The sequence below is a fragment of the Corynebacterium haematomassiliense genome (assembly GCF_013978595.1).
Taxonomy (GTDB): Bacteria; Actinomycetota; Actinomycetes; order Mycobacteriales; family Mycobacteriaceae; genus Corynebacterium; species Corynebacterium lehmanniae.
The window spans coordinates 1,904,176-1,919,680 of sequence record NZ_JACDTZ010000001.1; the positions used below are offsets into that span (position 1 = coordinate 1,904,176).

Annotated in this window: 15 protein-coding genes; 8 read left to right on the forward strand and 7 right to left on the reverse strand. The window is 66.1% G+C overall.

Features of this window, described 5'->3' with window-relative positions; genetic code table 11:
- Positions 1 to 92 precede the first annotated feature (92 nt).
- Positions 93 to 779: a helix-turn-helix transcriptional regulator gene (locus H0193_RS08870; protein WP_181889465.1), complete on the forward strand. Its 687-nt coding sequence runs from the start codon at positions 93 to 95 to the stop codon at positions 777 to 779.
- Here the strand turns inward: H0193_RS08870 and H0193_RS08875 are convergent.
- The gene (locus tag H0193_RS08875; RefSeq protein ID WP_181889466.1) at positions 776 to 1,948 is read right to left on the reverse strand and encodes a globin domain-containing protein; all 1,173 of its coding nucleotides are present in this window, start codon (positions 1,946 to 1,948) and stop codon (positions 776 to 778) included. The two genes, H0193_RS08870 and H0193_RS08875, sit on opposite strands and share 4 nt — an antisense overlap.
- A gap of 57 nt (positions 1,949 to 2,005) precedes the next feature.
- On the opposite strand from H0193_RS08875, the gene H0193_RS08880 reads away from it, so the two are divergent.
- A complete protein-coding gene (locus H0193_RS08880) occupies positions 2,006 to 3,637 on the forward strand; it encodes a glutaminase (RefSeq protein ID WP_181889467.1) in 1,632 nt (543 codons plus the stop codon).
- Between the two features lie 64 nt (positions 3,638 to 3,701).
- On the forward strand, positions 3,702 to 4,859 hold the full coding sequence (locus tag H0193_RS08885; protein WP_181889468.1) for an alpha-amylase family protein: 1,158 nt from the start codon (positions 3,702 to 3,704) through the stop codon (positions 4,857 to 4,859).
- On the opposite strand, the gene H0193_RS08890 is transcribed toward H0193_RS08885, so the two are convergent.
- The 3 genes from H0193_RS08890 to H0193_RS08900 all read right to left on the reverse strand — a co-directional run bounded on the left by H0193_RS08890 (position 4,838) and on the right by H0193_RS08900 (position 7,472).
- Entirely contained in the window at positions 4,838 to 5,413 is a 576-nt protein-coding gene (locus tag H0193_RS08890; RefSeq protein ID WP_181889469.1) for a hypothetical protein, read from the reverse strand. The two genes, H0193_RS08885 and H0193_RS08890, sit on opposite strands and share 22 nt — an antisense overlap.
- Before the next feature lie 185 nt (positions 5,414 to 5,598).
- Positions 5,599 to 6,126 carry an excalibur calcium-binding domain-containing protein gene (locus tag H0193_RS08895; protein ID WP_181889470.1) on the reverse strand — a complete coding sequence of 176 codons (528 nt, stop codon included), beginning with the start codon at positions 6,124 to 6,126 and terminating at the stop codon, positions 5,599 to 5,601.
- A gap of 35 nt (positions 6,127 to 6,161) precedes the next feature.
- Positions 6,162 to 7,472 (reverse strand): M20/M25/M40 family metallo-hydrolase, encoded by a 1,311-nt coding sequence (locus H0193_RS08900; protein WP_181889471.1) that lies wholly within the window; start codon positions 7,470 to 7,472, stop codon positions 6,162 to 6,164.
- Positions 7,473 to 7,513: 41 nt separating this feature from the next.
- Between H0193_RS08900 and H0193_RS08905 the strand changes: the two genes are divergently transcribed.
- Together H0193_RS08905 and amn are read left to right on the forward strand one after the other, a co-directional pair.
- A complete protein-coding gene (locus H0193_RS08905) occupies positions 7,514 to 8,101 on the forward strand; it encodes a TetR/AcrR family transcriptional regulator (protein ID WP_181889472.1) in 588 nt (195 codons plus the stop codon).
- 9 nt (positions 8,102 to 8,110) lie between these two features.
- Positions 8,111 to 9,469 (forward strand): AMP nucleosidase, encoded by a 1,359-nt coding sequence (amn, locus tag H0193_RS08910; protein ID WP_181889473.1) that lies wholly within the window; start codon positions 8,111 to 8,113, stop codon positions 9,467 to 9,469.
- 3 nt (positions 9,470 to 9,472) lie between these two features.
- Here amn and H0193_RS08915 read toward each other — a convergent pair whose 3' ends face one another.
- Complete coding sequence (locus tag H0193_RS08915) at positions 9,473 to 10,702, reverse strand: dicarboxylate/amino acid:cation symporter (protein WP_181889474.1); 1,230 nt, start codon at positions 10,700 to 10,702, stop codon at positions 9,473 to 9,475.
- 136 nt (positions 10,703 to 10,838) lie between these two features.
- Here H0193_RS08915 and H0193_RS08920 point away from each other — a divergent pair, with 136 nt between their 5' ends.
- Genes H0193_RS08920 through H0193_RS08930 form a run of 3 tightly spaced genes read left to right on the forward strand, consistent with a single transcriptional unit; the run spans position 10,839 to position 13,670 of the window.
- Positions 10,839 to 11,771, forward strand: coding sequence for a Sir2 family NAD-dependent protein deacetylase (locus H0193_RS08920; RefSeq protein ID WP_181889475.1), 933 nt, complete (start codon positions 10,839 to 10,841; stop codon positions 11,769 to 11,771).
- The gene (locus H0193_RS08925) at positions 11,768 to 12,853 is read left to right on the forward strand and encodes a glycosyltransferase 87 family protein (protein WP_181889476.1); all 1,086 of its coding nucleotides are present in this window, start codon (positions 11,768 to 11,770) and stop codon (positions 12,851 to 12,853) included. The genes H0193_RS08920 and H0193_RS08925 overlap by 4 nt, the downstream gene beginning before the upstream one ends.
- Positions 12,780 to 13,670 carry a CAP domain-containing protein gene (locus tag H0193_RS08930; RefSeq protein WP_181889477.1) on the forward strand — a complete coding sequence of 297 codons (891 nt, stop codon included), beginning with the start codon at positions 12,780 to 12,782 and terminating at the stop codon, positions 13,668 to 13,670. The genes H0193_RS08925 and H0193_RS08930 overlap by 74 nt, the downstream gene beginning before the upstream one ends.
- Here the strand turns inward: H0193_RS08930 and H0193_RS08935 are convergent.
- Positions 13,605 to 14,393 carry a serine hydrolase gene (locus H0193_RS08935; RefSeq protein WP_181889478.1) on the reverse strand — a complete coding sequence of 263 codons (789 nt, stop codon included), beginning with the start codon at positions 14,391 to 14,393 and terminating at the stop codon, positions 13,605 to 13,607. The two genes, H0193_RS08930 and H0193_RS08935, sit on opposite strands and share 66 nt — an antisense overlap.
- The gene (locus H0193_RS08940) at positions 14,394 to 15,449 is read right to left on the reverse strand and encodes an ROK family protein (protein ID WP_181889479.1); all 1,056 of its coding nucleotides are present in this window, start codon (positions 15,447 to 15,449) and stop codon (positions 14,394 to 14,396) included.
- Positions 15,450 to 15,505: the final 56 nt, after the last annotated feature.

The window sequence follows — 15,505 nt, forward strand, 5'->3', positions numbered from 1 at the left end:
TATTGAGGTCAGCTTCGTTGTTTCCAAGTTGTCAAGCCTTTAAAGCTGAAATATAATCCTGATGTAACCAAGACACTTCCAGGAGAACGCGTATGGAACGCCCTCACGCGCCCCGTCCCGCCGGTGAATTGCTCAACGCGGTCGGCCACCTCAGCCTAAAGCAGCTCGAGGTGTTTCACGTGATCCAGGAAAACCCGGACGGCATCCAGGTCGCAGAGATCGGCAAAGCCCTGGGCATGCACCCGAACACCGTGCGCGGGCACTTGGAGGAGCTCCTGTCCGCGGGTGTGGTCTCCCGCCGCGTCGCCCCCGGCACCGGCCGCGGCCGCCCCTCGCACATCTACACCGCCCGCGTGGCGCGCACGAACCTGGCCTCCCACTCCATGATCGCCCTGGTGGAGGTGCTGGCCAGCACCCTGGCCGACCAGGACACCGACAGCGCGAAGCGCCTCGGCCGCCAGTGGGCGGAGCGGGTGAACACCCGCCGCCACGACAACCTGCGCGTGGACCTGGACACCGCGGAGCGCCACACATGCCAGACCCTGCGCGAGATGGGCTTCGACCCGGCGCCGCGCCCAGACGCCGCCACCGCCAAGGTGCGCGAGGTGGGGCTCAACGCCTGCCCCTTCATCGCCGAAGTGGGCACCCGCCCCGCCCCAGTGGTGTGCGCACTGCACGAGGGCTTCTTGGACCAGGGCGCCGGCGACGTGAAGGTGCAGCTCATCCCGCACGACCGCCCCGGCCAGTGCGGGGCGCGCCTGACCAAGCAGGAGGGTTAGGCAACCAGCCAGTCGTTCGGGCTGAACAGCTCGTAGTACACGTTGGCCGGGGCCTTGTCGGCGGGCAGCTGCGCGAGGTCGTCGCGCAGCGACTGGAGGAAGCCGGTGCCGCCGCAGAGGTACACATCCGCGCCGGCGACGTCGAGCTCGCCGACGTTGACGCGCTGGTCATCGCCGCGGAAGTAGGTCTTCAGCGCCCCGTCGCCCAGCTTTTCCACCAGCTCGCGGGTTTCCTGCGCCTGCGCCCAGGAGTCCTCGGTGGCGTCGGCGTGGACGTACGTCACGCGGCGGGGATCATTGTTCTGCGCCAGGTGGCGGAGAATGCCGGTCAGGGGAGTAGAGCCGATGCCGGAGGAGATCAGCACGACGGGGCGCTCGCCCGGCTGCAGCACCAGGTCACCCGCGGCCAAGGTGACGTCCACGGTGTCGCCGACGTCGATACGCTCCTGCAAGAAGGAGGAGACCTCGCCGTCTTTCTGCACCGCGATGCGGTAGCGCGACGCGTCGCCTTCGATGATGGAGTACTGGCGCAGCTGCCGTGCGCCGTCGTCGAGCTTGACGCCTATGGACGTGTACTGCCCCGGCCTCGGCTGCGTGAATTCGCCCTCCACGGTGAAGGCGGTCACCGCGCTGGAAAGCTCCGTCTTCTCCACGACCTTGCCGCGGCGGAACACGTCGCCGTCCGTCACGCCGTCGGAGGCGTAGAGGTCCTTCTCGGCCTTGATCAGCACGTCCGCCATGAGCCAGTACACCGCGCTCCAGGCCTCGGCCACCTCGGGCGTGACGGCGTCGCCGAGCACCTCTGCGATCGCGGCCATCAAGTTCTCGTACACGATCTTGTACTGCGCCTCGGTCACGCCGAGGGAGACGTGCTTGTGCGCGATGCGGTTGAGCATGATCACCGGGTCGGGCGCGGAGTCGTCCACAAGATGCGACGCGAACTTCACCACCGAGGCCGCAAGCGCCTTCTGCTGCGCCTGCTGCTTCTGGTTGCCGCGGTTGAACAGGTCGGAGATGAGCTCGGGGTGGGCGGCGAACATCTTGGAGTAGAAGGTGTTCGCGATGGTCTGGATGTTCTCGCCCACCGGCCCGAGCGTCGCCTTGACGGTCTCGGCGTGGGCGTCGGAGAGGTGGGTGTTCTTGGAATCGGGGAGCGTGTCGTTGTACATAAATCCGATTATATCCGGTGTAAATGGCTTCGCAGCGCACACCTCTACACTGGCACCATGCTCTCGTCAGTGACCGAACACCTCCAAGCCATCGTGGACGACGTCCGCGACCAAGACAGCGGCGAACTCGCCGACTACATCGACGTGCTCAAAAACGCCGACCCGGACAAACTCGCCCTGGCCATGTGCACCACCGACGGCCACCTCTACACCGTCGGCGACGCAGACTACGAGTTTTCCATCCAATCCATCTCCAAGCCCTTCGTCTACGCGCTCGCACTGGACATGTACGGCCCCGACGAGGTGCACAAACACGTGGGCGTGGAGCCTTCCGGCGAGGCATTCAATGAGCTTTCGCTTGACGACGACGGCCGCCCCGCCAACCCCCTGATCAACGCCGGCGCCATCACGGTGAACCAACTCATCGGCGGCCCCGACATCCCGGTGGAGCAGCGCAGCGAGAAACTGCGCGACTACTTCTCCCGCCTCGCTGGCCGCGACCTTGCCGTGGACCAGCGCGTGCTCGATTCCGAACTCGACAGCGCCGACCGCAACAAGGCGCTCGCCCACATGCTTCGCGACGGCGGCATGATCACCGACGACGCCCACGACGCCGTGGCCAGCTACATCGCCCAGTGCGCAGTGCTAGTCACCGTCGGCGACCTCGCCGCCATGGCCGCCACCCTGGCCAACGGCGGCACCCAACCCGTCACCGGCGAAAAGGTGCTCTCCACGGAAGCCGCCCGCCTCGCCCAGGCCGTGATGGTCTCCTCCGGCATGTACGACGCCTCCGGCCAGTGGATGGTCAACGTGGGCATCCCCGCCAAGTCCGGTGTAGCCGGCGGGCTGATCGGCACGCTGCCCGGGCAGCTCGGGATCGCGTCGCTAAGCCCCCGCTTGAACAAACAAGGCAACTCCGTGCGCGGCGTGAAAATCTTCCGCGAACTGTCCAGCTCGCTGGGGCTGAACCTGCTGTCCTCCAACTTCTACATCGCGCCGGGCATCAAGTCCGTGCAGCGGCGCGAGGGCGCGGACGTGGTGGAGCTGCAGGGCATGATCAACTTCACCGCCGCCGAGAAGATCCTGCGCGGGCTGGCGCAGCGCCGGCTGCACGGCGATAAGCTGATCTTCGACGTCTCCGGCGTGACCGGCTTCAACAAGGCCGGCCGCGACCTGATCAAGGACGGGCTGATGAAGTACAAGGACGACGGCGTCGAGGTGGCCATCTACGACCCGGACCACACCCTGTCCGACTGGACCTTCGCCGACGGCACCACCGCCCAGGCCATCCGCGACTTCACCGCCTCCTTCTCCGTGCCCGCCACCCGCGAAGAGGTCTACCGCGCGATCACCAAACCCAACAGCTGGTGGGACCAGAAAGCGGAAGGCAACGCCAGCGAGAAGGGCGGCGAGTTCCACGTCGAGGACCGCGACTTCTCCGTGCGCGAAGCCGACGACGGCAAGCGCGTGGTCTGGAACGTCGAACCCACCGACGACAACGACCACGAATGGGACGACACCTCCCTGATCTTCGACATCTCCGAGGACGACGACGGCGAAACCAAGGTCAACTTCACCCACCGCGGCATCCGCCCGCACGACCGCGGCTACGACGAGATCGCCAAAACCTGGAAGGACCGCATCGCCAAGGGCTTGCAGCCTTTGATCAACCGTGCGGAAAATTCGTAGCGTAGGGAGCGGAAAAGTCGACCGATAGCGAACGTTTTCGCAGCTAGGAGGTAGGCTCGGGCGCATGCTGGACCGCACAATCTGGTGGCACGTCTACCCGCTGGCCGCCCTCGGCGCGCCGATCCGCGAGGAGCATGACACCGCCCACCGCCTCCGCACCCTTGAGCCGTGGCTGGACTACCTGGTCGAACTCGGCTGCAACGGGCTGCTCCTCGGCCCCATCTTCGCCTCCGCCACCCACGGCTACGACACCCTCGACCACTTCCGCATCGACCCCCGCCTCGGGGACGAAGAGGACTTCGCTTGGCTTATCGACGAATGCTCCGCCCGCGGCATCCACATCATGTTGGACGGGGTCTTCAACCACGTCGCCCGCACGCACCCGTGGGTTGAGCAGGGGCTTGCCGGCGACACGGACTGGGAGGGCCACGGCGAGCTGGCCGCCCTGCACCATTCGGACCCCGCTGTCCGCGACACCGTGGCGGAGATCATGCTGCACTGGCTGCGTCGCGGCATCGCGGGCTGGCGCCTCGACGTCGCATACGCCGTGCCCGCCGACTTCTGGGCCGACGTGCTTGCGCGGGTCCGTTCGGAGTTCCCCGACGCGATGTTCTTGGGGGAGGTCATTCACGGGGACTATGCGTCGATAGGCAAGGCAGGCTCCCTGGACGCCGTGACCCAGTACGAGCTGTGGAAGGCGACCTGGTCCTCGCTGGTGGACGTGAACTTCTGGGAGCTCGCCCACGCGCTGGAGCGGCATCCTATTGATGTTTTGCCCAACACGTTTGTGGGCAACCACGACGTGGACCGCATCGCCTCCAAGGTGGGGCCGGAGAAAGCCGTCCTGGCCGCGGCGGTGCTGATGACGGTGCCGGGCATGCCGTCGATCTACTACGGCGACGAGCAAGGGTTTACCGGCGTGCGCGGCGAAAGCTGGTCCGCCGACGACGCCGTGCGCCCCGCCCTGCCCGCCTCACCTGCGGAACTGTCGCCTTTAGGGGGCTGGCTATTCACCGAGTATCAGCGGCTGATCGGGGTGCGCCGCCGCAACGCGTGGCTCACCCGCGCGACGGTTCAGGTGCTGGACAAGACCAACGAGACCATCTCGTTTCTGTGCAGCGACGGCGAGCACTCGCTGCAGACCGATATGTGGCTCACGCCCACCCCCGGCGTGCGCATCCACGCCAGCGGGGAAGAGCTCTACAGCTGGATGTTGAAGTAAGCCAGGATCTGCGCCAGCGCCTGCTGGATCATCTTGATGATGTCCGGCAGCTGCAGCGTGGTGATATTCGCCACCGGCACGTCGAAGCTCGGCGCACCCGCCGGGGCGAGGTTGATCCGCTCCGGGAACTGCGGGCGGACGTTCAAGTTCTGGGGGTTCTGGTTGTTCTGCTTCGGCTGCTGGTTCTGTGCTGGCTGGTTCTGCTTCGGCTGCTGCTGGGGCTGCTGCTGGTTCTGCTTCGGCTGGGTGTTCTGGGCCGGCTTCGCGCCGCCTTGGGTGCCCTTGAGGCCGCAGCGGTTCGCGGCTTCGTCGACACGCGAAAGTGCGTCGAGGATCTGCGGGCCGCGACGGTCGAACGCGGCGACCGCGCGGGCCTGGCGGACTTTCTGCTGGTAGTCGGCGTCGTTGGTCCAGTAGCGGGAGGCCTGGTCGCAGGAGATCGGGCCGGACGGCAGCTTGGCCAGGGTGTCGTCGATGGCGTCGGCGCCAGCGGTCGGCGCAAGCGCGACGGTGCCGGCGAGGGTGGCGGTCATTGCAAGGGTGCGGATCTTCATGCAGGCCAGTATGTCACGGATGGGGCAATTGTGACAGGTGGGATTTGCCGTGGGTTATTGACACTTCTGCAAAATTCGGGAGCGTAAGTCAGCGAGCTTTGCGGTTCTGGCTCTGAAAGACGGAACCCCGACCGCATCGACGCAATTTGGGTCTGCGTGTTTGCGAATCGGGGGCGGATTAAAGGCTACTTCGGACGCTTCTCGCAGCCGACTCCGTCGCCGTCCCGATCTAGGTGTGGGCCGTAACCAGCGTCGCCGCGGTGAATCGGGCCACCCAGGTCGTTCCACACTGCGCGACAGTTGGGGTACGTCTTAGCGGCGGGAGCAGGCCGCGGTGCGGGTGCCGGTGCCGGAGCGGGGGCTGGGCGCGGTGCGGGTGCCGGTGCCGGAGCGGGGGCCGGGCGCGGCGCGGGAGCAGGCGCAGACTTCGGTGCTGGGTTGCACGGGATGAGTTTTGGTGCGGGGTTCGGGATGAAGCCCTTCTGCATTGCCCAGCACGCGCCGCCAGCCGCCACTGCGACAAAAGCGAGCGAGCCGACGATAGCGCCCACAATCTCCAGGGTGGACGGTTCATCTTCCCGAGTCTGGGGCTGTGCCTTGGCGGGCGACGTCGTCGTGGCGGTCGTGGGTTCCGCCGCGTGGGTGGCGGGCACGGTCAGTGCCCCGGCAGTGACCGCGATGGCGGCGGTCGTAGCTACGAAGGTCTTCCTCATAAAGCAAGTATTGCACAGTTAATTGCAAGGTTTTACTACGCGCCCACGAAGCGGCGGATCAGGGAGCGGTACGCGCGCACGGTGAGGTCCACGTCCTCCACGGCGACGGATTCGTCGTGGCTGTGCAGCTGGCCCAGCACGGACCCGAGCGTCTCCTCGCGCGCGTGCAGGGCGAACCCGTAGCCGACGCCTCCCTTGCGGCGGGCAAAGCGCAGGTCCGACCCGCCGGCCGCAATGGTGGGCACGACGGGGACGCCGGGGAAGAATTCGTCGAAGGTCTGGCAGATGGCGTCGTAAAGCGGGCCGGAGGTGGGGGAGACTGTGCCGTCCTCGGTGATGAGGTGGGTGATCTCCACCTCGTCGGCGAGCTCGCCCAACGCAGAACGCAACAACGAGTCGATCTCCTCCTGCGTCTGGCCGGGAAGGGGGCGGATGTCCAGCTCCAGCCACGCCTCGGACGGCAGGACGTTGATGCCGTTTCCGGCGCGCAGCACGGTCGGGGAGATGGTCAGGTGGCTCATGGCGTGGGAGTAACTCTCCAGCTGGCCGAAAGCCTCGTAGCCTTCGCCGCGCAACAGCGCCTCCTCGGTCGCGGGGTCGAACTTCCAGGCGCGGACATAGCCTTCCCAGATCTCGTCGGCGCGCACCTCGGGCTCGATCGCGGCGACGCGCCGGGCCACCTCCGCGATCTTCGCCACGGCGAGGTCCCGGCCGTACGGGGCGGAGCCGTGCCCGGCGTCGCCGTGGACGGTCAACCGCCGCTGGCCTGCGCCCTTTTCGCCGACGACGACCGCCAGCGCGTCGGAGCCATCGGCGGCAGGGATGTGGGAGCCGCCTTCCTCGGACAGGCAGTTTTTCCAGGAGAACTTCCCGTGCTCGGCCAGCCACTTTGCGCCGAGCCCGCCGCGGGCCTCCTCGTCGGCGCAGCCCACAAACGTCAGGGAGCCGCGCGGCCGCTCCCCACGAGCAACGTCGCGCACGCACGCCGCCATCGCCGCGGTGATGTAGAGCATGTCGGTGGCGCCGCGGCCGAACACGCGCCCGTCGATAAGCTCGCCCCCAAACGGGGCGGTGGTCCACTTGTCCTCGTCCACGGGCACGACGTCGGTGTGGCCGAGGAGCGTCAGCGGCTCGGCGGAGGGGTCGGTGCCCTCCACGGTGAAGCTGATGGACACGCGTCCAGGGTGCGGCTCATAACGCTCCACTAGTACGTCTGTACCTGCGAAGAAGGCCTCCAACGTGTCGGCGTTAGTTGCCTCCTGTCCAGAATCTGCCGAAAAATAGTTGACGCATCCATTCTGGATGAGGTTCTGCAATAATGCGATGGTGTCATCAGTTAGGCTCATATCACAAAAGCCTAACGTCCAAAGTCTTTGGAGAGTCCAGGATGAACCACGACCTGCCCGGCCGCCGGTCTGACAGCACCGACCCGCGCGCCCTTCGTACCCGCAAGGCACTTGTCGACGCAGTGCTCCGCCTCCTCAACGACCATGAGGTGTCCGACCTCAATGTGTCCCAAATCGTGAAAGAGGCTGGGGTGAGCCGCCAGGTGTTCTACCAGCACTTCGCGGACCGCGACGCGGTGATCCTCGCCGCCGCCATGGACTGGGTGCTGGACGCCTACGAGCACTTCGCGGAGCGATTCAGCATCGACAAAAACTTCGAGGCGTCCGTCGTCGAGCTGGCCAGCGTCGTCGACGGCAAGAACGAGGCCGCCGTGCGCCTGATCGACTCCCCGGTGCACACCGTGTTCGACAACGAGGTGCAGCGCGTCATGAAGGACACGATGCGCGAGCAGCTGCTGCCGCGCTCGAAGGAGTGGGGAGACGCGGACGCAGAGCTCATCGACGACATGTCCCGCGTCTACGTCGCCGGCATGCAACGCCTCATTGAGCAGTGCGTCCGCGAAGGCTGCACCGCGGAGGAAATCGGCCGTCGCGCCGAAGCCGTGCGCCGTGTGCTCATTCGTGAGTAGCCTGGCTGCATGTGTGAGGTACCGGAGGTCGTCGCAAAGCTAAAAGCCCTCTACGAGCAGTCGTGCGAAATCGCGCGCTCGGGGGAGTTCGACCGGTACGGGGAGGTGCGCTACCCCAAACTCACGGTGGAGGTGGAGCAGTGGCGGCCGATCGACCGCTCCGAGCCCTTCGGCTACGTCGACGAGGCCGGCACCTACTCCGCCGTCATCTCGCGCCCGGACCTCATGGAGGGCTACCTCACGGCGCAGCTTGAGGCGCTGACCTCGAACTATCCATGTTCGGTGGATGTCGGGTACTCCGATGTGGCGATCCCGCCCGCCTACATCAAGGGCATGCCGCCTATCGACGAAACCGCGAACCTGCCCCGCCCCACCCTGGATGAGGTGCACGACGCGATTGTCGACGGCCACTGGGACGCGTTCAACGGCGCCGAGAAGCCGTTGTTCCACTTCGGGCCGCAGCGCTTCGACCTCGCGCTGGCCCGGCTGGAGCACTACACCGGCATCGAAGCCGACTCGCTGCAGCGCTTCATCCTGTTCACGAACTACGCCATGCATGTGACCGAGTTTGTGAAGTTCGGGCTGCGCGAGCTGTCTGATCCTGACTCGCGCTACACGCGCCTGGTGCTGCCGAGCGGGGAGACCGTCTCCGACACGGTCGCGCTGGAGGACCTGGAGCTGGGCTCGAAGTTCCAGATGCCGCGCTACGACCTGGTCACCGAAAACGGCGACGGCATCACCATGATCAACATCGGTGTCGGGCCGTCCAACGCCAAGACCATCACCGACTCGCTGGCGGTGCTGCGCCCGGAGGCGTGGATCATGATCGGCCACTGCGCCGGCCTGGACGCCCGCATGCGCATCGGCGACCTGATTCTGGGCAACGCGTACGAGCGCCACGACCACGTTTTGGACGACTACCTGCGCCGCGAGCTGCCCATCCCCGCCGTGCCGGAGATCCAGCGCACCCTGGAAAAGGCGGTGTCCAAGGTCTACGGCTCGGATGCGTCGCTGATGCGCACCGGCACTGTGCTGTCAACGGGCGACCGGAACTGGGAGTGGAAGGACCCGCGCGATTTGTGGGAGTGGCTGCGCGGCTCCACCGCGGCGGCCGTGGACATGGAGTCCTGCACCATCGCCGCGAACGGCTACCGCTACCGCGTTCCTTACGGCACCCTGCTGGCGGTGTCCGACCTGCCGCTGCACGCCGTGCCGAAACTGCCCGCCGGCGCCCAGGCGTTCTACTCCAACTCGAAGGAAGCCCACGTCATGTGCGCCGTGAGGGCCGTGGAGAAGCTCGCGCGGCACCCGGAGAGACTGCGCACCCGCAAGTTGCGCCGCGCGATCGGCGAGGTGCCGTTTAGGTAGGCCCTACCAGCGGGACTCGTCGAGGATCTTCTCGCGCTTCGCCACCACCGTCGCCACGACGGACTGGCCGGTGACGTTGACGGCGGTGCGGCCCATGTCCACGATCGGGTCCACCGCCAGCAGCAGGCCCACGCCGGCGAGCGGCAGGCCCAGGGTGGACAGGGTCAGGGTGAGCATGACGGTCGCGCCGGTGGTGCCGGCGGTGGCCGCGGACCCCAGCACGGACACGATGACGATAAGCACGTAGTCCGAGATGGACAGGTCGATGCCGTAGAACTGCGCCACGAACAGGGCGGCGATGGCGGGGTAGATGGAGGCGCAGCCGTCCATTTTGGTGGTTGCGCCGAGCGGGATGGCAAAGGAGGCGTACTCGCTGGGCACGCCCATGGCTTCCTCGGTGGTGCGCTGGGTTACCGGCATCACGCCCATAGAAGAACGCGTGGCAAAGCCCAGCGTGGTCACGGGCCACACGCGGCGGAAGAACTCCAGCACCGGGATGCGGTGCGCGGCCAGCACAATCGGGTAGAGCACGAAAATCACCAGCGCCAGGCCGATGTAGATGGCCAGCACGAACTTGCCCAGTGAGCCGAGCGCGTCCCAGCCATACGACGCCACCGCGTTGCCGATCAGCGCGGCGGTGCCGATCGGGGCGAGGCGGATGATCCACCACAGCACCTCCTGGACCACCTTGAGCAGGGAACCGGAGAACTCGATGAACGGCTCGGCGGCCTTGCCCACGCGCACCGCGGCGATGCCGAGCAGCAGGGAAACCACCAGGATCTGCAGCACGTTGAACTTCACGGACTCGCCGGAGACACCCAGGCCGAGGATGTTTGCGGGCACCACGGAGTTCAAAAAGCCCATCCACGAGCCTGTCGACGAAGGCTCCGCCGCCGTCGCCGCATCCACCGAGGTGTTCGCGCCGGGCTTGATCACCAGGCCGACGAGGATGCCGATGACCACGGAGAAGAACGCGGTGATGGCGAACCACACCAGGGTCTGCACGGCCAGGCGCGCGGCGTTGGTGACCTGGCGCAGGTTGGCAATCGAGGTGACCACCGCGGTGAACACCAGCGGCGGGATCAGCAGTTTGAGCAGTTTGACGTAGGTGGATCCCACCCAGTCCAGGGTGTCGGCCAGGGGTTGAACGTCCACGGCGATAAACCCGAGGATGAGGCCGATGATCAGGCCGTAGATGACCTGCGCGCCGAAGCTTGTTGCCCACTTAGGCATGAGCGGCTCCTTCTAGACAGAATTGTTCACTTGTGTAGTAAAGACGTGGATAAACTACTCCTTCGGCCTGAAAACGCAAACCGGATATATAGACAACACGGTCTGTTGTGGTGCTAGGGGATACACTTCCGGTTTAATGGAACCCCACTTCGACGACCCCGCAATCGCCATGGCGCACCGCTCCGCCGTGCGCTCCATCGAGCGGGTCGTCACCGAAACCACCCCTCCCACGCCAGACGCAAAAGAGAAAATCCTCGAGCAACTAGGAAACCCGAAAACGCTCATCATCACCGGCGCGGGCATCTCCACCGATTCGGGGATTCCGGATTACCGCAGCAAAAACGGCCGCCTGACCAAGGGCCGCCCGATGACGTTCCAGGAGTTCGCGCATTCGCCGAGACAGGTGCACCGCTACTGGGCCCGCGCATTCGTGGGCATGCGCTACATGCGCCAGGCGCAGCCCAACCGCGCGCATTTCGCGCTCGTCGAGCTGGAACGCGCGGGCCTGATCCGCGGCATCATCACGCAAAACGTTGACGGGCTGCACACCCAGGCCGGCTCCGACAACGTCATTGCGCTGCACGGGGACATGGAGCATGTCGTCTGCCTCGACTGCAAGACGCTGCACGAGCGTTCGCTTATCGACGCCCTCCTCACCGCCGCCAACCCCACCTACTTCGACTCCGTGGAAGTGGAGGGCTCCATGTTGAACCCGGACGGCGACGTGGAGCTCAAACCCGACGACGTCGCCCGTTTCCGCATGATCGCCTGCCCCACGTGCCAAAGCCACCGGCTCAAACCGCATGTGGTGTACTTCGGCGAGGGGGTGCCGAAGAAACGCAGACAGGCTGCAGATGCCTGGCTGCGCGAATCGGAGAGCGTGATCGCGATCGGCACCTCGCTGGCGGTGATGAGCGGCTACAAGTTCATCCTCGACGCGAAAAAGCAGGGCAACCCCACCGCCGTGATCAACGGCGGGCCGGGCCGCGCCGACGCCAAAGTGGATACGCTCTGGCGCGCACAGGTCGCCGACGCGCTCGACGAGATCCTGGACGGGCTCGACCTGTGATCGGCCTCATTTTCCTGCTGGCGTTTGCGATCTGGCGCTACATCGACACCGGGCTGCCCAACGCGTTCACCACCGCCTTCCCCAGCGACCTCAAGGTCTACCTCCTGGGCGGCGAGAAGGTCGCCACACACCAGCCGCTCTACGACGCCGACTTGCTTCCCGGCCTGCCGTTTACCTACCCGCCGTTCGCCGGCGTGGTGTTTTCGTGGCTGACGGAAAGTGAAACCCTCGGGGTGGTGTGGAAGCTACTCTCCGTGCTGGTGGTCCTGCTCGTGGTGCGGGCGTCCACAAGCAAAGATGCCCTCCTGCTCACCGCCGTGTTCGTGCTGTGCCTCTCGCCGGTGCAGGGCACCCTGTTTTTCGGCCAGATCAACCTGCTGCTCATGGGGCTGGTGTGCCTGGATTTCCTGCCGCGCCACAAACTCCCCGGCATCGGCGTCGGGCTCGCCGCGGGCATCAAGCTCACGCCGGCGTTCTTCGTCCTCCTGCTCATCCAGCAGCGCCGCTGGGGCGCGGTGTTTATCGCCGCGTTCACGTTCCTGTGCACCGTCGCCACCGGTTTTTCCGAGGTCACAGACGCGAAAAGCTTTTGGACCGACGCCATTTTCACCACCACCCGCATCGGCGCCGACGACAACCCGGGCGCGCAGTCCATCCGCCAGGTCCTCGCCCGCGCCGGCCACGACGAGCTGTGGCTCTGGCTTATCCTCTGCGCCCTGGTCACCGCCCTTGCGCTTTTAGCTTCTCGACGAGCTCCCGCCCCGCTTGCCGCCTCCTTCATCGGCATGACGGCCTGCCTGGTCAGCCCGTTTTCCTGGTACCACCACTGGGTGTGGGTCCTGCCGATGCTGGCCTACGTCTACAGTCGCTGGGGCGCGATCGTGCTCGCGCTGTTTATGGTGCCGTTCGCCTCGGTGAACATCTCGTTCAGTTTGTTCCACGTCCCGGAGCTGCTGTTCACCCTGGTCCCAGTCGGCTTTATGCTCTGGTACACGCTACGCTCAGGTTATGCGTACCCGTTTACTCGCCGCGACGACCGCGGCCGCCACAGCTCTGACCCTCGCCCCGTTCGCCGCCGCTGACCCGGCACCCGTCACCGGGGTGGAGCTGAACCAGCCCGCCGACCAGGTCATCGCCGTGGAGGCGAAATTCAACCTCACCTCCGACCAAGAAATCGCCATGCGTGAGCTGCGCAAGCTGCGCGGGGACATGTGGGACCGCAACGTGCCTTTCAACGGCACCACCCTGCGCCAGGCCGCCGCCAAGCACGGCCTGACCACCCGCGATGCCTATGTGGGCGCAGCCAAGTACGACGCGGGCCTGTCCCGCATCGCGCTGCAGCGCGGCGCCGAGGCTGCGAAGTTCTTCCGCCACGAGCGCCCGTACAACTCCACCTGCACGAACAACTGCGGCGACATCAAAACCGCCACGTACAAGGGCAAGGCCGCGCCGGGGGAGAACCTGCACTCCACCGCCAGCATGGACAAGGCGATGCAGGGCTGGGGCTACGACGAGGTCAACGACCTCGTCCGGGCGAACGGTCACTTCAACAACAGCAACGGCCACCTGTACAACCTGCTCAACCCGCGCATGCGCTACTACGGGTTCGCCAGCGTGGTCACCGCTGAGGGTGAGGCCAGCGTGACCTCCACCTGCGGCGTCGGCGCCGGCAACGAGGGCATCGAGGGCGAGCAGAACACCGTGCTGCACCGCCCAGCGAACGGGCGCGAAAAGCCCAGCACCACCCCGAAGAAGCTCATCTTCGGCGGTGCCGGCTCGTCCTCCTCACCCAAGGAGATCCTCAGCATCATCGCCACCGTGCTGACGGTGCTGTCAGTGCTGCAGACCCTGTACAAGTTCGTCGAGCCGCAGATCCAGCAGTTTCGCCACCTTGTCTAAGGCGTCCATGGTGTCGTCGTAGCTGCCATCCTCGCTGCGGGCGCCGATGGCCACCCCGTAGCCGTCGAACCAGCCGAACTGGCGGGTGTGCCATGAGCCGTCGGTTTTGTCGTCGGACCAGCCGCCCTTGAACGGCACGGTCTCCAGCGTGCCTAGCCCGTAGGACTGGTCTTCGGCGATGTGGTGCATCTCCATGATCACCGGGTCGTCCTCGTCCTGCTGGCTTAGGTAGTACGCGTAGCGGGCCTGCCCGGGGAAGGACCAGCTCGTGGTGCCGAAGGCTCCTTCCACTTTCACCTGGGAGCCGGACTTGGCAATCTCCTCGCGGACCATTTCTCCGGCCTTTTCGTCGCTGCCCATGCAGTCCCACAGGGCGCGGGCGGAGTCGTTGTCGGACCACTCGATGGAGGCTTCGGTCAGCTCCTCGACGTAGTCCGCGCCGTAGTCGCAGTGCTCCACCGCCGCGCGGGCGATGGGGATCTTGATGGTGGACCAGGCCGGCAGCGCGTAGAGGGAGCCGGATTGCGTCATCTCGGAGCCGTCGAAAAGCGCGACGCCCACCTCAGTGCCCGTTTCCTCCTCGATGGCGGCCACCGCCTCGTCCAGACCCTCGAAGGGGTCGGGCGCGGGCTGGGTGGTCACCTCGGTGTGCAACGGCTCGGCCTCCTCCTGGGCGGCGCAACCGGCCAGGAGCAGCACACAAGCCCAAGCGGCGCGCTTCATCTACGACCCCGCCACCTGGAGAGGCTCGCGCAGCACGTGGTCCAGGGCCACGGCGCGGGCGATGTCGCGCACCACCTCGCGGTGGGTGGGGATCAGGCGCAGCTCCGGGCTGCAGTTCGCCTCCGAGCGCACGGTGCGGGCGAACGGGGCGGAGGCCAGCGGATCGTCGATGAACGCGCTGCCCGCCACCACCACCGTGGCTGGGGAGTAGTTACTGCACAGCCCCGCCACCAGCGCACCCAAGCCGCGGGCGCGGCGGTCCAGCGCGTAGCGGGTGTCCTCACGCGAATCGGTCACCGCGTCCTTGAGCGTGCGGATATTCTCCACGCCGATGGCGTTGATCAGGCCCTGGGTGGTCAGCTCGCCCTGCTCCACCTCGATCGGCTCCACCCCGTCCGGGTGGGAGATGGCGCAGGCGATGGAGTCGTCGGCGAACAGCGCCATCACCGACGGGTTGTTCAGCGAGGCGGCGGACTGCATCTCCGAGCCCACGATCGCGCTGGAGATGGAGGAGACCTCCACCGGCACAGAGAACTGCTCGCGCAGCTGGTCGCCGATGTCCACGCCGTCCCACCCCAGGTTCGGCGCGAAGACTTTGCCGCCCTCGCGCACCGTGCCGGAGGTGGTCACACCCACGGTGCGGATGGGGCGCTCCAGCTTGGTGGTCATCTGGTTCAGCTCCGCCATCATGGACTGGATGAAGTCGTCCTCGCTGACCTTTTTCACGGTGATGTCCATGTCGCGGCACAGTAGCGTACGGCCCTTCAGGTCGAACAGCGCCACGTAGGTGGACTCAGTGCCCACCGCGACGCCCGCGTGCACGCCGGGCATGTCCGCCAGTTCTAGCGGGATGGTGGGCCGCCCGCGCCCCTTCGACTGCGTCAGGTCGTTGCGCTCTGTGACGTAGCCGGCGTCCACCAGCGCGGAAATGGCGCGGGTGACGGTGGGTTGGGACAGCCCGGTTGCCTTCACAAGATCGCTTCTCGACGTCGTTTCTTGCAGCCGTATCAGGTGCAGACACTTGGCTGCCGGTGTGCGTGGACGCGAGAAGATCATATGAATATATTTACCTGGCCCTTGATAGAATTGTCCATTTGGCCAGGTCGGATACA